Below are 16,149 nucleotides of genomic sequence, written 5' to 3'. Positions count from 1 at the left end.
CCATGAGAGAGCGGCACATCCTCCGCGTCCACTACCACCTGGGCGACCGATACGACCCGGAGCTGTACGAGCGTCTGATCCAGCAGCTCCACGGGATCTGTCCGCGCGCCCAGGCGCTCCCGCCCGCCGACGTCGACTGCGACATCACGGGCGCGCTGCGCTACTGGGGCCAGGACCCCCACGGGCTGGCCCAGGTGGTGCGGATGCGTACGTTCGCGCTGTACGGGGTGCGGACCACCATCGGGTCCGCGGGCAACCGCATGCTCGCCGCCATGGCGATGGACGCCACCGAGCCCGGAGGGGTCACCCATCTGCCCCCGGAGGCGGTCCGTTCCTTTCTGCGACCCCGGCCGGTCGCGGCGCTGTACGGGGTCGGGCCCGCCCTCGCCGCCGTCCTGACCCGGCACGGGCTGCACACCGTCGGAGCCGTCGCCGACACCCCGCCCGCCACCTTGCAACGCCTCCTCGGCCGCGCCCAGGGACGCCAGTTGTCCGAGCGTGCCCACGGTCTCGACCACCGTCCGGTGACCGCGCGGGAGCCCGCGCGCTCCCTGGGCGCCGATCACGCGTTCCCGTACGACGAACTCGACCCCTTCCAGCAGCGCCGCGCCGTCCTCGGCCTCGCCGAACGGGTGGGCATGGCGCTGCGGGCCGAGGAGCGCGTCACCCGTCGGCTGACCCTGACGGTCCGCTACGCCGACCGCTCCACGACGACCCGCGCCCGGACCCTGCCCGAGGCCACCGACCATGGCCCGGTCCTGATCCGTGCCGCACGCGAACTCCATGAGGGACTGGGGCTGCAACGCGCCCGGGTGCGCGGGTTCTCGCTGCGCGCCGATGAGCTCCGGCCGGCGGCGGAGGCCACGACCCAGCTCACCTTCGACCCGGCGGACGAGAGGGCGCGGCGGGTCGAGTCCTCCGCCGACCGGGCCCGCGAGCGGTTCGGCCCGGCGGCGGTCCACCGCGCGAGCCTGGCGGGTGGCTGAGGCTCGGTGGCGGTGCGTCGCGTGAGCTTGGCGAACGGCCGAGGCTCGGTGGCGGTGGATCGCGTGAGCTTGGCGAACGGCTGAGGCTCGGTGGCGGTGGATCGTGTGAGCTTGGCGAACGGCCGAGGTACGGCGCCGACCCACCGGCGGCCCGCGCCCTTCAGGAGCCGGAGGTCAGACGGGCCGCCGAGGCGATCGTGGCGCGCGCCTCGTGTTCCGTCAGGCCCGCGTGGAGCGCCGCGTCCGTCAGCGCGTCGGCCAGGTCGTCGCCGATCCCGTTCTCGTACGCCCGGCAGGCGGCCCAGAAGAGACGGGTGTTGCGCTGGCCCGTGTGCGCGGTGAGGACGAAGTGGATCAGTCCCTGGCCGTGTCCGTACCGATGGCCCGTTACTCCGCCGGGACCGGAGGAGGGGTGGTGCGGGCGCGCGGGGGGCGTGAGCAGTCGGATCAGGGCGCGAGGGCAGGGCGCGGGTGCCCGTCCCGCCGAACCGGGAGCCAGCCGGTAGGCGCCCCGCGCGGTGACCGACCCCGGCCCGACCAGATAGCCGCCCGCTCCCCGGACATCGATCCCGGGCGCGAGCCGCCCCGCCGAGTTCGGCACCACCACGCCCGGCGGCCCGGTGAGCCAGAGGTGGCGGCCACCGCTCGGGGTGAGCACCACCACGGTCTCGGGCAGGGTGAACAGATGCCTCAGCGCCAGCAGATGGAGCGAGGCGAGGGAGTCGAGAGAGGCGCAGGAGTCGGGGGAGGAGGCAGAGGAGGAGCCGGAGGCGGGGGCGGCGGGGGTATCGGACACCGGCCCCGGGTACCCCCTGTGCCCTGCCCGCCCCCTGTATCCCACGTGGTCCGCCTGCCCCCCGTACCCCGCGTGCCCCGCCCGTCCCGTGTGGTCCGCCGACGGTGTGTCGAGGTCGATCCCGATCAGATGGCGCGGCTCCTTGCCGCACGCGATGCCGTAACCCGTCGCCCAGGGTGCCGCGTCGAAGAGCGCGCGTACCCGTTCCGGCTCGGTGGTGGCGTCGTGGACCCCGTGCCCCATCCGTCCGCACTCACCCCGGCAGAGCACCCGTCCCGGGTCGCCGTGGTGCGGGGAGCGCAGGGCCGGGAGCTTGTTCGGGGAGAGCGGGAAGACGGCGAGCCCCCGTGCGGCGGCGGCCAGGGCGTGGGCGAGTGCCGGGGAGGCGTGCTGCTGCCGGTGCTCGGTGCGGGCCATGGCTTTATTTTCGTACATGCGTTCGAAGAAGGAAAGAGGGGGGGAGGAAGGGGTGTGGTCTGGATGAAAGGCGGACGTAACGTTTCCGTCCTGGTCGGAGCCGACTCCCTGCCGTCCCTGCTGCCAGGGGAGGGCGGTGTGCGCCGGGGGCGCTCCGGAGCGAGGGGGTTTGCCCCTCCGCCCTCACCCCCGGGAGGGAAACGCTCCCGGCCGAGTGGTTCGCCCCGGATCCGCTGGGCAACTCTGAGGTCGCGACGGGGCGGCCACCGCCCGGCGCGGCCCATCGTCCGGTCGCGCCGGGGTCAGCCGTGGTGGTGATGGCCCGGGTTCCCGGGGCCGTCTTCTCCGGTCCGTGGTGTGTGGTGGGGCGGAGGGGGCTGGTCCCCGAGGTCCGTGGCCCGTGTCGGCGGGGCCGTGGTGGCGGGGGTGGACGTGCGGGGATCAGATGCCCGGAGAACGGACGCCCGTGGAGCAGGTGTCCTGAGAGTGGGGAGCGGGGGAGTGGAGAGCGGACGTCCGGAGGGGGGAGGGGTGTCCGGAGGGGGCCTGGAGCGCGGGAAGGGAGAAGGGGAGAGGGGGGTATGTCCGTGGTGTTCGCCGGTCGTGCGTGGTGGTGGGGCGCATGAGTATGTGGTGACGACCGGCCCGATGGGGGTGTGAACAGGGGGGTGAACCGCCCGTGCGGCGGCGCTTCGGCGCCGTGGCACGGGCGGTTCCCGTTGTGCGGAACGGGCCGTTCGCGGGTGGGGTGGGAAGCCGGGGTTCGCGGGCGGGGTCCGGGAGCGGACGGTTCGAAGCCGGGGTCCGGGAGCGGCCGTTCGCGGGCCCGCGGCCGGTGACCTTGACAGCCGGGCGCGAACTGACGGACAGTCAGAAACTACCCCCGAACGCCCGGGAGGTCCCTGTGCGCCCCACCCCACCGCCCGGCCGCCGCCCGTCGCGCGCCCAGCCGCCCCCGTACGCCCCTGAGCTCCGGGCGCCGCACGGCGGGCGGAACCGATGACGGCCACCGGGTCCGATCCCGCCGTGGAGTTCACCCGTCGGCTCAAGGCGTACGAGGGGAGCCCGGCCTCCCTCGGAGGGACCGGCAAGGACCTCGTCAACACGGCGATGATCAGGCACTGGTGTGAGGCCATGGGCGACACCCACCCCGCCTACCAGGGCCCGGACGCCATCGCTCCGCCGGCGATGCTCCAGGCGTGGACGCTGGGCGGGCTCTCCGGGCACGGGGATCTCCCCGGGGCGCAGACCGAACTGTCCGGACTGCTCGAACGCGCCGGGTACACCTCGGTGATCGCGACCGACTGCGAACAGGAGTACCGGCGCCCGCTGCGCCCCGGCGACCGGATCACCTTCGACGCCGTGGTCGAGTCGGTCTCGGAGCGCAAGCGGACGGCGCTGGGGACGGGCCATTTCGTGACCACGAGGACCGAGATACGGGCCGATGGCGAGCTGGCCGGAACCCATCGCTTCCGCGTTCTGCGGTACGCACCCGTACGGGACGGCGCACAGCCACCCACCCGACCGGCCGCACCACCGGCGCCTCCCGCACCACCGGCGCCCGCGGCCGGGAGCGTCCCGCCCGCCCCGGCGGCCTCGCCCGCCCCGGCCCGGTCCGGCCCCGCCACCCCGCCGCGCCCCCGCCCCGCGAGCGAGGCCGAGCCCCCGCGCCCCCGGCCCGTCATCAACGCCGACAACGCCGGGTTCTGGGCAGGCGTCGCCGAGCGGCGGCTGCTGATCCAGCGCTGCGCCGACTGCGCCACGCTCCGCTTCCCCTGGCTCCCCGGCTGCTCCGGGTGCGGCTGCCCGGAGTGGGACACGGTCGAGGCCGGTGGCGCGGGCCGGGTCTACTCCTATGTGGTCGTGCACCATCCACCCGTCCCGGCCTTCGGCCCTCCGTACGCCGTCGGACTGGTCGAACTGGCCGAGGGGGTACGGATCGTGGCCGGGCTGACCGGGGTCGCCCCCGCGGAGGTACGGATCGGCATGGGCGCCGAGCTGGAGTTCGTCCGGGCCGACCGGGACCAGCTCGTGCCGGCCTTCCGGCTCTCACCGCCCTCGGCCGTTCCGGACTCTGTCCGTCCGGCCCCTGTCCTCCCCTCCGCCGCGCCGGACCTCGTCGTTCCGGACCTCGTCGTTCCGGACCTCGTCGTTCCGGACCTCGTCGTTCCGGACCGCGCCCCGTCCTCCGCCGCGCCGGACCCTGTTGTTCCGGACCCCGCCCCGCCGGATCTCGTCCCTTCCACCCCACCTCCCGCTCCCACGAACCTGGCCGCCATCCCCCCGTCACCACCCCCGCCCCGCCACCCCGCCGCCCCGCTGCCCCCGCTGGAGATCCCCGTCACCCGCACCCTGGTGATCGCCGGGGCCATCGCCTCCCGGGACTACCAGGACGTCCACCACGACCCCGTACGGGCACGGGCCAAGGGCTCTCCCGACATCTTCATGAACATCCTGACCACCAACGGCCTGGTCGGCAGGTATCTCACCGACCGCTTCGGCGCGGGCGCCACCCTCCGCTCGCTCGCGATACGGCTGGGGGTGCCCGCCTACCCGGGCGACACCCTGGTCCTGACCGGGACGGTCACCGCGCGGGACGGCGACGCCGTGACGGTACGGATCACCGGCACCAACCGCCTCGGCACCCACGTCAGCGGAACGGCGGTGCTCGGTCTCGCTGCCACGGATCCGCTGGACCCCACCCCTCCGGAGGGCCCCCGATGAGCGTTCGCCGCCCTGCGCACCGCCTCCGGCTCGGTGGCCGGGCGGCCATCGTCGGGATCGGGGCGACCGAGTTCTCCAAGGAGTCCGGCCGCAGTGAGCTGCGGCTCGCGGCGGAGGCCGTGCGCGCAGCGCTCGCCGACGCCGGGCTCACCCCGGCCGATGTCGACGGGCTCGTCACCTTCACCATGGACACCAGCCCCGAGATCACCCTCGCCCAGGCGGTCGGTGTCGGTGAGCTGACGTTCTTCTCCCGGGTCCACTACGGCGGGGGCGCGGCCTGCGCGACCGTGCAGCAGGCGGCGCTCGCCATCGCCGGGGGCGCCGCCGAGGTGGTGGTCTGCTACCGGGCCTTCAACGAGCGCTCGGGCCGCCGCTTCGGCACGGGCGTACGGCACCGGGAACCGTCGGCGGAGGGCGTGGCGCTCGGCTGGAACCTGCCGTCCGGACTGCTCACCCCCGCCTCCTGGGTGGCGATGGCGGCCCGGCGCTATCTCCATACGTACGGAGTGACCACGGAGGCGTTCGGCCGGGTCGCGGTGGTCGCGCGGCACCACGCGGCCCGCAACCCCGCCGCGTACTTCCACGGACGGCCGATCACGCTCGCCGACCACGCCGCGTCCCGGTGGATCGTCGAACCGCTGCGGCTGCTCGACTGCTGCCAGGAGACCGACGGCGGACAGGCGCTCGTGGTCACCAGCGTGGAGCGGGCCCGTGATCTGCCCCGCCCGCCCGCCGTCGTCCTCGCCGCCGCGCAGGGGGCCGGCCGGGCCCAGGAGCAGATGACCAGCTACTACCGGGACGATCTCACCGGGCTGCCCGAGATGGGCGTGGTGGCGCGCCAGCTCTGGCGGAACACGGGCCTCGGCCCCGGCGATATCGACACCGGGATCCTCTACGACCACTTCACGCCCTTCGTCCTCACCCAGCTGGAGGAGTTCGGTTTCTGCGGCCGGGGGGAGGCGGCCGACTTCATGGCGGCGGGAACGCTGCCGCTGAACACCCATGGGGGGCAGCTCGGTGAGGCGTATCTGCACGGGATGAACGGCATCGCGGAGGCGGTGCGCCAGATCCGTGGCACGTCGGTCAACCAGACACCGGGCGCGGCGCGGGTCCTGGTGACGGCGGGGGCGGGCGTTCCCACATCCGGGTTGATCCTGGGCTCGGACGGCTGAGTGGGCGGCCCGTGCGCTGGCCCGGGGGTGGCGGGGGCCGTTGACTCGGGCCATGCGCTTTCGGAGACGGGGCCGCCGCGGTGGCGGCCGGGACGACCACGGACCCCGGCCCACCGGCCCCGGCCCCGACTCCACCGGCCCCAGCCCCCTTGGCCCCACCAGAGCTGCCGACCCCAGCGCCGGTCCCACCGACCCCGGCCGCACCCCCTCCACCCCTTCCACCTCCCCCGGCCACGGCTCCACCGACCCCGGCCACACCCCCTCCACCCCTTCCACCTCCCCCTCCACCCCCGACACCCTCACCCCCCACCACTCCGGTGGGAGAGCCCGTCACCACCGCCTCCCCGTCGCCGCCGCCCTCGCCGTCACCGCGCTGATCGCCCTGCCCGATCTGCTGCTCACCGGCCCTCCCACCGGGCCCGCCCCCACCGCGGTGGACCGTTCCCTGCTCCCGGTGGTGCCCGACACCACCGCCGACACCGCGGTCACCTTCCGGGGCCTGGTCTTCGACGCCTGCCAGGCGCCGCCGCTCGCCGCCATGACCGCCTGGCGCGGGGCCTCCCCGTATGGCGCGGTGGGTGTGACGTACGCGGGCCGGGGCCGTGACTGTCCCGGCCAGCCCCATCTCACCCGCCGCTGGGTGAGCGAGGTCCACCGCATGGGCTGGCGGGTGCTCCCCGTCTACGCCGGTTCCCAGCCCCCGTGTCTGCGGGCGGAGCCCGCCGGTCCGCCGCACCCCGCCCGCCGGGAGGCGACTCCGCACCCCCGTGGCACCACCCGTCTCGACCACACCAACCCCCGTAACGACGACACCTCCGGCCGCGACCCCCTCGCCCCCCACCAGCGCCACGCCGTCATCGGAGCCACCCCCGCGGCCCAGGGCGAGCGCGAGGGCGCCGAGGCCGTCACCCGTGGCCGGGCCCTCGGCATGGGCCCCGGCAGCGCGCTCTATCTCAGCCTGAAGTCGTACGACCTGCGGGTGGCCGCCTGTGTCCGCGCCACGCTCGACTTCGTCCGCGCCTGGGACCGTGAGGTGCGCCGCCGGGGCTATGTCCCGGGCCTGCGCAGCCACGCCGACGCGGGCGTCCTCCATATGGAGCGCGCCCGCCGCGCGGGCACGGGCGACCTGCCCTCCGCGCTGTGGTTCACCCGCTCCGCCAGCAGGCCGTCGCTGTACGAGGAGCGGACCCTGCATCCGTACGCCTGGCGGGTGAAGCGCCGTATCCACCAGTACGCCGCCCCCGCCGCCGAGCAGTACGGCGGTCATGCGCTGACCGTCGGCCGGAGCCTGGCCGACGCCCCGGTGGCACGGATCGAGCGGACCAGATGAGCGGACCAGATGAGCGGTCCCGACGGCGGTCGTGGACGGTCGCGGCGGGTGGCGCGGCCCTGAGAGCGGCCTCATCGTCCTCGGGGGTCCCCTCCACCTAGAGGAGGTCGGGCCGTGCCCATCCCTACAACCTGAGGGGGACATGCCTTCAGGACCTCTGGCCGATCCGCTCGTACGGCCCCGCTCCTAGCGTTAAGGGCATGACCACGCCAGTCTGCACACGTGCTTCGAAGGCCGCCGTACCGCCGTACGGAACTGGTGCCCTGTACTCGTCTTTCTCGTCGTATGTACGGGCGCGGGGGCCCGTGCTGCTGCGTACCGCGCGTTCGCTCACCGCCAACCCGAGCGACGCCGAGGATCTGCTGCAGACCGCGCTGACCAAGACGTACGTCGCGTGGGACCGGATCGAGGACCACCGGGCGCTCGACGGCTATGTCCGCCGGGCGCTGCTGAACACCCGCACCTCCCAGTGGCGCAAGCGCAAGGTCGACGAGTTCGCCTGCGAGGAACTGCCCGAGCCGGAGACGGTTCCCACCCCCGACCCGGCCGACCAGCAGGTGCTCCACGACGCGATGTGGCGGGCCGTGATGAAGCTGCCGGACCGCCAGCGGGCGATGGTGGTGCTGCGGTACTACGAGGATCTCAGCGAGGCGCAGACCGCCGAGATCCTCGGGGTGTCGGTCGGTACGGTCAAGAGCGCGGTGTCACGGGCGCTGGGCAAGCTCCGCGAGGACCCGGAGCTGGGTCCGGTCCGCTGAGACGGCCTGTTGAAACGTTCCATCGAAGGGGATCAACGCGCGCTCGGGTAAGGGGAGTTCGGGATCCAACCGCAGGGCCGTCATCGCCACTGACACACGCCGTCGCCTGTCGTACCGTTTCCGCTATGGGGGAGAAACGCCGGTCCGACGACGACCACTTAAACGTACGGAACGATCTCTCCGGGGAGGTCCACGGCCCGGTCGGACAGTTCGGGTCCGTCCACGGCGATGTCCATCTGAACTGGTCCGGGCCGGCCCGTAGCCCGCAGGAAGAGGCGTTCCGCCAGCGGTACATAGCGCGGAAGCAGGCGGAGTGGGACGCCGAGGAGGAGCGGCGGCGCCTGGAGCGGAACGCCGAGGAACAAGCCCGGCGCCGCGAGCAGCGCAAAGAGCGGGCCCAGGGCTTCCTCGGCTCACTGGTGGCGGCGCTGATCGCCTACGGCCTGTTGCAGGTGGACGGCTGGGGCTTCATCAAGGTCGCGGGCGTCGCTGTCGGGATCTTCGCCCTGCTCGCCCTGCTGGGGAGCGTCCTCGGCGGCTGAGCGGACCGATGCGAGCCGGTGCGGACGGGTCCGTGCGGGCGCGGGCGGGTCCGCGGAGGATGACCGTTGACCGGAGAAATGCTACCGAGAGGTAGTGACACACCTCCTGATACCTGCGCAGAATCGTCCCCTCGCGCGACCCTGGCGACGGCGCCCTCGGGAGGAATGCTGTGTACGGCACCATGCAGGATGTACCCCTTCTGGTCAGCAGGATCCTCGACCACGGACGGACGATCCACGGCCGGTCGACCGTGACCACATGGACCGGCGAGGGCGAACCCCAGCGCCGTACCTTCGCCGGGATCGGCGACCGCGCCGCACAGCTCGCCCACGCGCTCCGCGATGAGCTCGGGATCGACGACGGCGGTGTGGTGGGCACCCTGATGTGGAACAACGCCGAGCATGTCGAGGCGTACTTCGCCGTCCCCTCCATGGGCGCGGTGCTGCACACGCTCAACCTCCGGCTGCCGCCGCACCAGTTGGCCTGGGTGATCAACCACGCCGCTGACCGGGTCATCCTCGTCAACGGCTCCCTGATCCCGCTGCTTGCGCCGCTGCTGCCGGGGCTGCCGACGGTCGAGCACATCGTGGTCGCGGGTCCCGGCGACCGGGCCCCGCTGGCGGGCGCCTCCGCCCGGGTGCATGAGTACGAGGAGCTGATCGCGGGCCGTCCGTCCGCCTACGACTGGCCTGAGCTGGACGAGCGGTCCGCCGCCGCCATGTGCTACACCTCCGGCACCACCGGGGACCCCAAGGGCGTGGTCTACTCCCACCGTTCGATCTATCTGCACTCGATGCAGGTGAACATGGCGGAGTCGATGGCGCTCACCGACCGGGACACCACCCTGGTCGTGGTGCCGCAGTTCCACGCCAGCGCCTGGGGGCTGCCGCACGCCGCTTTCATGACCGGGGTGGGCCTGCTGATGCCGGATCGTTTCCTCCAGCCCGCGCCACTCGCCGAGATGATCGAGCGCGAACGCCCCACCCACGCCGCCGCCGTCCCCACCATCTGGCAGGGACTGCTGGCCGAGGTCACCGCCCGGCCCCGTGACCTCACCTCCCTGCGCCAGGTCGTCATCGGCGGGGCGGCCTGCCCGCCCGCGCTGATGGAGGCGTACGACCGGCTCGGCGTACGGCTCTGCCACGCCTGGGGGATGACGGAGACCTCCCCGCTGGGCACGGTCGCCCAGCCGCCGGGGTCGGCGACCGGTGACACGGAGTGGCCCTACCGGGTCAGCCAGGGCCGCTTCCCGGCCGGCGTCGAGCCCCGGCTGGTCGGCCCCGGCGGCGAGATCCTGCCCTGGGACGGCACCGCCACCGGTGAACTGGAGGTCCGCGGGCCCTGGATCGCGGGCGCCTACTACGGCGGCGCGGACGGCTCCGACGGCGGGGAACTGCGCCCCGAGGACAAGTACAGCCCCGACGGCTGGCTCAGGACCGGCGATGTCGGAGTGATCAGCCCGGACGGCTATCTCACCCTGACCGACCGCACCAAGGACGTGATCAAGTCGGGCGGCGAGTGGATCTCCTCCATCGAGCTGGAGAACGCCCTCATGGCCCACCCGGACGTCGCCGAGGCCGCCGTGATCGCCGTCCCCGACGAGAAGTGGGGCGAACGCCCACTGGCCACCGTCGTCCTGGCCGAGGGCGCGGCCACCGAGTACACCGCCCTGCGCGACTTCCTCGCCGAACGCGTCGCCAAGTGGCAGCTGCCCGAGCGCTGGGCCCTGATCCCGGCCGTCCCGAAGACGAGCGTGGGCAAGTTCGACAAGAAGGCCCTGCGCCGCCAGCACGCGGACGGCGAACTGGACGTGACGCGGCTCTGACGGCTCTGACACCGTCCACCCGTACGGGCCCGGGCCGCCGCCGGAGGGCGCGCCCGGGGCTCACCGGGCGACGGCCCCGAACCCGTACGCCGGGAACCCCATGCCCGGGGGCCGTACGCCGGGAGGACCCGGCCCGACGGCACCCCGTACGTCCGTACCGCTCGCCCGCGCCCGCTGGTGCGGTGACCGGAGGGTCCACGGGACACCGCTCCCGGCACCGCGCTCCTGGTTCGTCTAGTTCGTCCCGATCTTCGCCAGCAGATCCACGATCCGGGACTGGACCTCCTGGCTGGTGGAGCGCTCGGCGAGGAAGAGGACCGTCTCCCCGGAGGAGAGCCGGGGGAGTTCGGCGCGGTTGAGTCCCGCCGAGGTGTAGACGACCAGCGGGGTGCGGTTGAGCTGGCCGTTGGCGCGCAGCCAGTCGATGATCCCGGCCCGGCGACGGCGGACCTGGGTCAGATCCATGACGACGAGGTTGGGACGGGTCTGGGCGGCGAGCGTGACGGCGTCCGCGTCGGTCCCGGCGCGGGCGACCTGCATACCGCGCCGCTCCAGGGTGGCGGTGAGCGCGCGGGCGATCTCCTCGTGCTCCTCGATCAGCAGCACCCGGGAGGGGTGCTGTTCGCTGTCGCGCGGGGCGAGCGCCTTGAGCAGGACGGCCGGGTCGGCCCCGTACGCCGCCTCCCGGGTCGCCTGCCCGAGCCCCGCCGTCACCAGCACCGGGACCTCGGCCGCCACGGCGGCCTGGCGCAGCGACTGGAGGGCCGTGCGGGTGATCGGACCGGTCAGCGGGTCGACGAAGAGCGCCGCCGGGAAGGCCGCTATCTGCGCGTCGACCTCCTCACGCGAGTGCACGACGACGGGCCGGTAGCCGCGGTCGCTGAGCGCCTGCTGGGTGGAGACATCCGGCGCGGGCCACACCAGCAGCCGCCGGGGGTTGTCCAGCGGCTCGGGCGGCAGTTCGTCGTCGACGGGCTGCGGCGCGGGCCGCATGGCGACCTCGACCGCGCCCCCGGGACCGTCCAGCGGCTCGGGGCCCTCGGCACCCTCGTCGGGAGCGCCGATCGCGTACGCGCGGCCCTCGGGCCGACGCGCGGGCGCCTGCTGCGGCTGGGCCTGCTGCTGCGGCCGCGCGGCGGGCTCGGGCCGCTCGCCCTCGGGCGGGGTCGCCAGCTTGCGGCGGCGGCCGGAGCCGAGCGGCTGGTTCTGCTTCTCGGTGATCTGCTGGGAGAACGGCTTGTCCTGGCCGAGTGTGCGCACGCTGAACGCCCGTCCCTGGGAGGCGTCCTGCGGCATCGGCGTCTCGGCGGGCAGCGGCTGCCGCACCTGGTCCGGCGCGCCCGCCGCGCTCTCCTCGAAGGGCGGCATGGGCCCCACGCCCGCGCCGTCCGTCTCGGGTGCCCGCCGCCGCCCGGTCGGGAGGGGATGCGGCTGTGCGGGCGTGTGATCGGAGCCGCCGGGCTCGGTCCGTACGAGGTCATGGCGGCCGGGAAGCGAGGCGTCGGCCGCTCCCGCCGTCGGCGGGACGGGCGCGGTGGCCGGGGCGCGCTCGCCTTCGGCGGGCGGCAGCGCGAACGGGGTCCGCCAGCCCTGCGGCGGTGTGCCGTCGCCCGCGCCCTCGGTCTCCTGGCCCGGGACGCCCGCCGCCTCGGCGGGCCCCTCGGCGAGCGCCCGCCGGGCGCGCCGGGCCTCGGCGGGTACGGGAGTGCTCGGGGGGACGGGCGCGGCGGTGCCGGGGGCGGGCGCGATGGCCATGGCAGGCCCGGCGGGCCGGTGCGCGGCCGCCAGCTCGGTGGCTCGCGGCAGCGGCTGACCGAGCGTCTGCGGGTCTTGTGGGCCTCGCGGTTCCTGTCCCGGAACCGGCGGGGCCTCCTGCGGACGAGGCGCGGCGGGCAGGGCGATCTGCGCGGCCCGCTGCGGCGTGTTCGCGGGCGGTACCGGGCCCGCGCCCGGCAGGCCACCCGGCAGGCCACCCGGCAGGCCGCTCGGCAACGCGGGCTGTGCCGAGGCGTGCCCCGGGGCGGTGCCCTGCGGCACCCCCTGCGGAGGCACGGCCTGCCCCAGCGCGGGCCGTCCCGCGGCACCCTCCGCCGCCGTGACCACCGAGCCCTCGGCGGGCCGCCCGGGCGCGCCGGGGGTCGCCGTCTGCTGCTCCGCGGGGCTGGGCCGCCCGCGCCTGCGCCCGGTACCCGCGCCGCCCCCGGCCTCCGCGGTGGGCATGGGCACCTGCTCCGACTGGCCCGCCGCGCGGCGCCGACCGGTCGGCTGCGCGGCGTCGGAACCCTCGGTGGACTCGCCGCCGACGGAGCTCTCCAGGAAGGCGTCCGTACCGCCGCGCCGCGCCCGGCGGCGACCGCCGCCCTGGGTCTCGGGCGAGGACGGCTGACCGGGCAGTGCGAGGGCCCCTCCCGGAGCCGTACCGCCCGTGTCACCGGCCGCCTGGACATCCCCGGAGTCGTCGACGGTCTCCTCAGCGCCACCCTCCCCGGCCGGGGCCGGGGCCGGGGACTCCGGAGCGGTGGCCGCGGTGGCCGCGGGGGTCAGCGCCCCGCTCCCCTCCCCGACCGGCACCTCCAGGACATAACCGCCCCCGCCCATCCCCGGCACCTCATGGGGTACGAGGGTGCCGCCATGCGCCTGGACGATCCCGCGCACGATCGGCAGATGCACCGGGTCGCCCCCGGCGAACGGGCCGCGCACCTCGATCCGCACCGACTCACCGCGCCGCACGGCGGCGACCACGACGGTCGAGTCGCCATAGCCGCCGTCGGCGCTCTGCCGGGCCTTGCCGGTGGAGTCGACCCCGGCGACATCGGCCACCAGATGGGCGAGCGCGGTCGCGAGCCGCCCCGGGTCCACCTCGGCCTCGATCGGCGGGGTGTGCACCGCGAACTGCACCCGGCCGGGGCCGATCAGCTCGACCGCGCCCTCGATCCCGGCGCCGACGACCCCGTCGAGCGGAACGGCGGCCTTGCGCAGCCGCTCGGCCCCGGTGTCCAGCCGCTGGAAACCGAGCACGTTGTCGATGAGCGTCGTCATCCGGGCGTACCCGGCCGCCAGATGGTGCAGGATCTGGTTGGCCTCGGGCCACAGCTGCCCGGCCGGGTCCGCCGCCAGGGTGCCCAGCTCGGTGCGGAGCTCCTCCAGCGGCCCGCGCAGCGAGGCGCCGAGGACGGCGGTGAGCTGCCCGTGCCGCGCCGACAGCTCCTGGTGGCGCTCGTCGCGCTCCTCGATCTCGACCGTGTACCGCTCGCACTTGTCCGCCAGCTCGGCGGTGAAGCGCTCGGTGGCCTCGGCCAGCTCCCGCTCCAGCCGCTCGGTGGTCGCGGCCAGCTCCCCCTCCAGCCGCTCGGTCGTGGCGGCCAGCTCTTCCTCGTGCTTCTCCACGAGGTTGTCGTAGGGGCGCCGGTCGGTGAAGGTCATCACCGCTCCGACCAGCTGGTCCCCGTCCCGTACCGGGGCGGTCGTCAGATCGACCGGCACCCGTGAACCGTCCTTGGCCCACAGCACCTGCCCCCGGACCCGGTGCTTGCGCCCGGACTTGAGGGTGTCCGCGAGCGGGGACTCCTCGTACGGGAACGGCTCGCCGTCCCCGCGCGAGTGCAGCATCAGCGCGTGCAGCTCCCGGCCGCCGAGATCGCTGGCGCGGTAGCCGAGGATCTGCGCCGCGGCCGGGTTCACCAGGACGACCCGGCCCTCGGTGTCCGTACCGACGACACCCTCGGCGGCGGCCCGCAGGATCATCTCGGTCTGCCGCTGGGAGCGCGCCAGCTCGGCCTCGGTGTCCACGGTCCCGGAGAGGTCGCGGACGACGAGCATCAGCAGCTCGTCACCGGTGTATCCGTGGTGCGAGGCGTAGGCCTCGCGCCCGTCCTCCAGATTGGCGCTGGTCACCTCGACGGGGAACTCGGTGCCGTCGGTGCGGCGCGCGATCATCCGGGCCGGCTTGGTGCGCCCGCGCTCGTCGGCGGCCTCGGGGTGGCGCATGGAGCCCGGGATCAGCCGGGAGTCGAACGCGGGCAGCAGATCGAGCAGCCCGCGCCCGACGAGGGCGGTGCCGGGGGTCTCGAAGAGTTCGAGCGCGATGGTGTTGGCGTTGACGACGGTGCCGTTGCAATTGACGAGCACCAACCCGTCGGGGAGGGCATCGAGTATGGCTGCGAGGCGAGCAGCGCCTCGGGATGGCCTGCTGCTCACGACGACGGTTCCTCCCTGACCTACTGCCTGTGCCGGACGGCCGGGCCCATCTTGCCCCTCGGGTTCCGGACTGTCACTGAGGGAGTCTAAGGGCTGCGGCCGGACCCGGGACGGCGGATCCGGAGGAGCCCCGCTCGGGTTTCTGTGCGGAACTGGTGTGCGTACGGTGCTATGACCTGGTGCTGGGCAGGATCGGCTCCAGGTTCTGCCACCGCGAGATCTCGCACCCGTCCACCTGGGTGAAGGTCGCGTCGACGGGCTGCCCCCGCCAGGTGCCGGTGACCCGCGCGGTCGCCGGACCGCCGGTCTGCTGGGTGCAGTACGTCCCTTCGGGGACCGGCGCGAACGGGTCGGCCTCCCCGCCCGCCAGCTCGTCCAGCCGTCCGCACGCCGCCTCGGCGGCGGGGTGGGTCCCGCCGGTGGGGCCGCACTGGAGTTCGTACCGGCCGTCGGTGCGCGTGTTGCCGGTCTCGGAGATGGTGACGGTCAGCCGGTCACTCTCGGGGGCGACCCACCTGCCCTGGCTCCCGGCCCGCGCCTGTCCCCGTGGCGCGGCGGGCTCGGCGGACTCCGCTGGTTCGGCGGGCTCGGCGGGCTCGGTGGGCTCGGCGGGCTCTTGAGGCTCGGTGGGCTCGGTCCGCTCCACCGGTTCCGCCCGCTCGGCGGGCTCCGGCGCCGACGCACCGGGCTCCGGCGCGGCCCCGGACCCGGCGACCCCGGAGACGAAGGGCACCAGCGGAAACGGCGACGCGACGGCCCCGGCGGCGGACGCACTGGCGGCGATCATGACGAGCGAGGCGGACGTGGTGAGCGCGATACGACGCAACATGTCTTCTCCTGGCAACGGATCCCGGCGACAACGAGGAACAGCAAAATCCCCAACAAAGCCAACAAAGCCAACAAAGCCAACAAAGCCAACAAAGCCAACGAAATTTCGGTAAGCATGCCCAGTCAGCGCCCGAGCGTGAACCCGAGGCGGCGCTCGTGCCCGAGGCGGTGCCCGTGCCCGGGCCCTGACCGGTCCTGCGGTGAGGCGGCTTCCGACCGCCTCACCGCTTCTAACGCTCCGTGCCCGTCTCCGTTGCGCAACCGGAACCCCGCCACCCGGCCCCATCGCTCCCCGTACGCCTTCCACCCCACCGATCACCCGCCGATGACCCCGCCGAGCGCTTTGCCCCGCGGCCTCTCGTCCTAGTACCGTGGACCGCGATTGGTGACACGCCGCGTGACTGTGTCATCATCGGCACGCACCATCCGCGCTCGCGCGGATGTGCTGGAGGCGTCGCCTAGTCCGGTCTATGGCGCCGCACTGCTAATGCGGTTTGGGTTTTAAAGCCCATCGAGGGTTCAAATCCCTCCGCCTCCGCCCAGTGATCACCGAAGCCCCGGCCACCCGGCCGG

The 16,149-nt window shown here is 74.3% G+C and carries 9 protein-coding genes, 1 tRNA gene and 1 pseudogene; 8 read left to right on the top strand and 3 right to left on the bottom strand.

What is annotated here, in order from left to right:
* The first annotated feature begins 2 nt into the window (after positions 1 to 2).
* Positions 3 to 986: an ImpB/MucB/SamB family protein gene (locus ACFVIM_RS02655; protein ID WP_384297523.1), complete on the top strand. Its 984-nt coding sequence runs from the start codon at positions 3 to 5 to the stop codon at positions 984 to 986.
* Between the two features lie 160 nt (positions 987 to 1,146).
* On the opposite strand, the gene ACFVIM_RS02650 is transcribed toward ACFVIM_RS02655, so the two are convergent.
* The gene (locus ACFVIM_RS02650) at positions 1,147 to 2,199 is read right to left on the bottom strand and encodes a bifunctional DNA primase/polymerase (RefSeq protein ID WP_384297522.1); all 1,053 of its coding nucleotides are present in this window, start codon (positions 2,197 to 2,199) and stop codon (positions 1,147 to 1,149) included.
* A gap of 999 nt (positions 2,200 to 3,198) precedes the next feature.
* Between ACFVIM_RS02650 and ACFVIM_RS02645 the strand changes: the two are divergent.
* From ACFVIM_RS02645 to ACFVIM_RS02620, 6 genes and pseudogenes are all read left to right on the top strand, one after another.
* Positions 3,199 to 4,245, top strand: a pseudogene (locus ACFVIM_RS02645) (bifunctional MaoC family dehydratase N-terminal/OB-fold nucleic acid binding domain-containing protein); the annotation flags it as partial.
* Positions 4,246 to 4,919: 674 nt separating this feature from the next.
* A complete protein-coding gene (locus tag ACFVIM_RS02640) occupies positions 4,920 to 6,095 on the top strand; it encodes a lipid-transfer protein (protein ID WP_384297520.1) in 1,176 nt (391 codons plus the stop codon).
* A gap of 52 nt (positions 6,096 to 6,147) precedes the next feature.
* Complete coding sequence (locus ACFVIM_RS02635; RefSeq protein WP_384297519.1) at positions 6,148 to 7,425, top strand: DUF1906 domain-containing protein; 1,278 nt, start codon at positions 6,148 to 6,150, stop codon at positions 7,423 to 7,425.
* 200 nt (positions 7,426 to 7,625) lie between these two features.
* A complete protein-coding gene (locus tag ACFVIM_RS02630; protein ID WP_384297518.1) occupies positions 7,626 to 8,183 on the top strand; it encodes a SigE family RNA polymerase sigma factor in 558 nt (185 codons plus the stop codon).
* Between the two features lie 125 nt (positions 8,184 to 8,308).
* Positions 8,309 to 8,725, top strand: coding sequence for a hypothetical protein (locus ACFVIM_RS02625; protein ID WP_384297516.1), 417 nt, complete (start codon positions 8,309 to 8,311; stop codon positions 8,723 to 8,725).
* Positions 8,726 to 8,895: 170 nt separating this feature from the next.
* Positions 8,896 to 10,551 carry a long-chain fatty acid--CoA ligase gene (locus ACFVIM_RS02620; RefSeq protein ID WP_384297514.1) on the top strand — a complete coding sequence of 552 codons (1,656 nt, stop codon included), beginning with the start codon at positions 8,896 to 8,898 and terminating at the stop codon, positions 10,549 to 10,551.
* 234 nt (positions 10,552 to 10,785) lie between these two features.
* On the opposite strand, the gene ACFVIM_RS02615 is transcribed toward ACFVIM_RS02620, so the two are convergent.
* Together ACFVIM_RS02615 and ACFVIM_RS02610 are read right to left on the bottom strand one after the other, a co-directional pair.
* Positions 10,786 to 14,748: a PAS domain-containing protein gene (locus ACFVIM_RS02615; RefSeq protein ID WP_384297513.1), complete on the bottom strand. Its 3,963-nt coding sequence runs from the start codon at positions 14,746 to 14,748 to the stop codon at positions 10,786 to 10,788.
* Between the two features lie 169 nt (positions 14,749 to 14,917).
* Positions 14,918 to 15,577: an SSI family serine proteinase inhibitor gene (locus ACFVIM_RS02610; protein WP_384297511.1), complete on the bottom strand. Its 660-nt coding sequence runs from the start codon at positions 15,575 to 15,577 to the stop codon at positions 14,918 to 14,920.
* A 446-nt stretch (positions 15,578 to 16,023) separates the two neighbouring features.
* Between ACFVIM_RS02610 and ACFVIM_RS02605 the strand changes: the two genes are divergently transcribed.
* Positions 16,024 to 16,114, top strand: a tRNA-Ser gene (locus tag ACFVIM_RS02605).
* The last annotated feature ends 35 nt before the right edge of the window (positions 16,115 to 16,149 follow it).

This window comes from Streptomyces sp. NPDC057638, from assembly GCF_042800315.1.
GTDB lineage: Bacteria > Actinomycetota > Actinomycetes > Streptomycetales > Streptomycetaceae > Streptomyces.
This window is presented reverse-complemented; position numbering and strand designations above follow the sequence as displayed.

Excerpts from the sequence above, each read along its gene's own strand:
- ACFVIM_RS02655 (WP_384297523.1), top strand. The coding sequence starts at position 3 with ATGAGAGAGCGGCACATCCTCCGCGTCCACTACCACCTGGGCGACCGA.
- ACFVIM_RS02650 (WP_384297522.1), bottom strand. The coding sequence starts at position 2,199 with ATGGCCCGCACCGAGCACCGGCAGCAGCACGCCTCCCCGGCACTCGCC.
- ACFVIM_RS02640 (WP_384297520.1), top strand. The coding sequence starts at position 4,920 with ATGAGCGTTCGCCGCCCTGCGCACCGCCTCCGGCTCGGTGGCCGGGCG.
- ACFVIM_RS02635 (WP_384297519.1), top strand. The coding sequence starts at position 6,148 with ATGCGCTTTCGGAGACGGGGCCGCCGCGGTGGCGGCCGGGACGACCAC.
- ACFVIM_RS02630 (WP_384297518.1), top strand. The coding sequence starts at position 7,626 with ATGACCACGCCAGTCTGCACACGTGCTTCGAAGGCCGCCGTACCGCCG.
- ACFVIM_RS02625 (WP_384297516.1), top strand. The coding sequence starts at position 8,309 with ATGGGGGAGAAACGCCGGTCCGACGACGACCACTTAAACGTACGGAAC.
- ACFVIM_RS02610 (WP_384297511.1), bottom strand. The coding sequence starts at position 15,577 with ATGTTGCGTCGTATCGCGCTCACCACGTCCGCCTCGCTCGTCATGATC.